Raw genomic sequence first — 1,927 nt, 5'->3', positions numbered from 1 at the left:
CTCCGAAGCGGGATGCAAAAGTAGGAAAATTATGCCGTCCTCCAAACATTACACCACTATTATTTGTATTAAAACACTAAAGTGGTGGTTTTCAAGTATAAAAACTTTAGCAAATATTTTAGCAGAGCCACATAAGCAGGTTTGTATCGCCTTATTCCTTCTAAACCGTATCTTATTACTTAAGCTAAAAGCACGAATTCATCAAATTTACAGCTGATCCATGCTATTTCTTCAGGATAAACATACCAGAATAACCGGTCGGCAGCTCAAAATCAATGTCAGAGACTAAATTAATCCGGCAAAAAGACTTTGTCATCAAACAAATAAGAAGAAAATAAGCAGTTTAATAATAGTTTACCGGATGATAGACTATTTAGAAAGTGTTTTGAGCAGTTCTTTGGCTGGGACAGACTTAACATTACCATCCTTATCCCCTATAACAAGACTTTCATCATTCAACGCAGCTTCCTCGGCCAATTTGCGCAGGGCCTTTTTAAGACCAATCATGACTTTATCCGTAAAAGTGCCATTTTGAAATAAGGAATCAGGTTTTTCCATGATCTTGCTGTTTAATGATAGTAAACCAAAGTTCGTCATTAAAAACTGTTTTTCCAAAGCCATCATATTTTGCAATCACTTCAGGTACTAAATCCATATTATCCACAAGTGTCCATTCATCACATACTTGCATATACAGATTATATAAATTATAGATACCTCTATAATATCGGCGTGCTATCACATCCGCGGGGATATGGTGCCCACCTTTACTTACTCTTTTTGCTACCCGTTCTACAGCCAGATCCGGAGAATTTAACCAAAAATAAAGCAGACTGACTTTGTATCCCATCAAATGTGCTTCCTTCACCAGTGAAACATAACTCCGCGTAGCTAATGTTGTTTCGAAAGCAAAATCGGCCCTAGCTACCATCAGCTCACGAATCCTATGCAACATAATCCTACCCGATTCAAAAGCTACCCTTTCAGGATTAAAAGGAGATAAGCCAGCAGCAATATTGTCTGCATTTACAAATTCCATGCAATTCAGAATCTCAGGCAAAATCGTATAACTCGCCGTCGTCTTCCCTGCTCCATTACAACCAGCAATAATGTATAAATTAGGCAAAGCACTCCTCCCTTAGCATAACAACTACCAAAAATAATTCTTCCATCTATGTTAAAGATAGAAATTATCCTTTCGAAACCTTGACAATTCTTAATCCGGATTTTTGTAATTTGCTTTAATCCTAAAGCTATTGAGAATGAATAAACAAAAAGATAGTATAAATCTTCCTGGGTTCCGGATGTCCCGTAAACTTGATACACCGATTATTTCGCCTATTTGGCCAGAAGGTATCAGCCTGGTCAATTTCACAGAAAACAATGCACTCCAGGCTTACCAACTCTTGCAGCTACCTGATCAGGATACAGCAGATGATAAGACTACTTTTATTGATTGGTGGACAGCTTTAATTTCTGATGGCGAATATGATCCTTCTTTATGTTTTCTAATCTATGATGAAATTGGCCTGGTGGGTTTTGCCCAATGCTGGACCAGTGCTTTCATTAAGGATCTCGCGATCCATCCCCGCAGGCGGAGACAGGGATTAGGTGCATTACTGTTAACGCATGTTTTCAGCGTATTTCAGAAGCGCCAGGCGAATGCTGTTGACCTTAAAGTCTTAAAGAGTAACTCAGGGGCAATACAGCTTTATACGTCCTCTGGTATGCAGATCGTAGAAGATCTTCATACTTACCGCAATTAATATAATTTCTAAACGAAATAACCCCGGTCTGCACTGAGCAGCCGGGGTTATTTCGTTGTTGGTTTACAAAAAGGTTATAAACAAGAAAAGCCTGTAGTTTCCTACAGGCTTTCTTTAAGATTTGGCACCGACCTACTCTCCCACGTGTTACCGCAGTACCA

Annotated in this window: 4 protein-coding genes; 2 read left to right on the top strand and 2 right to left on the bottom strand. The window is 39.0% G+C overall.

Features of this window, described 5'->3' with window-relative positions; genetic code table 11:
* A partial coding sequence (locus HDF25_RS25760; protein WP_221451028.1) for a hypothetical protein occupies positions 1–217 on the top strand: 217 nt, incomplete at its 5' end.
* Positions 218–369: 152 nt separating this feature from the next.
* Here HDF25_RS25760 and HDF25_RS25695 read toward each other — a convergent pair.
* Both HDF25_RS25695 and HDF25_RS25690 read right to left on the bottom strand, forming a co-directional pair.
* Complete coding sequence (locus tag HDF25_RS25695) at positions 370–558, bottom strand: hypothetical protein (RefSeq protein ID WP_184629280.1); 189 nt, start codon at positions 556–558, stop codon at positions 370–372.
* A complete protein-coding gene (locus tag HDF25_RS25690; RefSeq protein WP_184629279.1) occupies positions 545–1,126 on the bottom strand; it encodes a zeta toxin family protein in 582 nt (193 codons plus the stop codon). Before HDF25_RS25690 ends, HDF25_RS25695 begins: the two co-directional genes overlap by 14 nt.
* A 136-nt stretch (positions 1,127–1,262) precedes the next feature.
* Here HDF25_RS25690 and HDF25_RS25685 point away from each other — a divergent pair, with 136 nt between their 5' ends.
* Positions 1,263–1,766, top strand: coding sequence for a GNAT family N-acetyltransferase (locus HDF25_RS25685; protein WP_221451027.1), 504 nt, complete (start codon positions 1,263–1,265; stop codon positions 1,764–1,766).
* Positions 1,767–1,927: the final 161 nt, after the last annotated feature.

Source organism: Pedobacter cryoconitis (assembly GCF_014207135.1).
Classification (GTDB): domain Bacteria; phylum Bacteroidota; class Bacteroidia; order Sphingobacteriales; family Sphingobacteriaceae; genus Pedobacter; species Pedobacter cryoconitis_D.
This window is presented reverse-complemented; position numbering and strand designations above follow the sequence as displayed.

Coding starts and splice junctions, on each gene's coding strand:
- HDF25_RS25695 (WP_184629280.1), bottom strand. CDS start 558: ATGGAAAAACCTGATTCCTTATTTCAAAATGGCACTTTTACGGATAAA.
- HDF25_RS25685 (WP_221451027.1), top strand. CDS start 1,263: ATGAATAAACAAAAAGATAGTATAAATCTTCCTGGGTTCCGGATGTCC.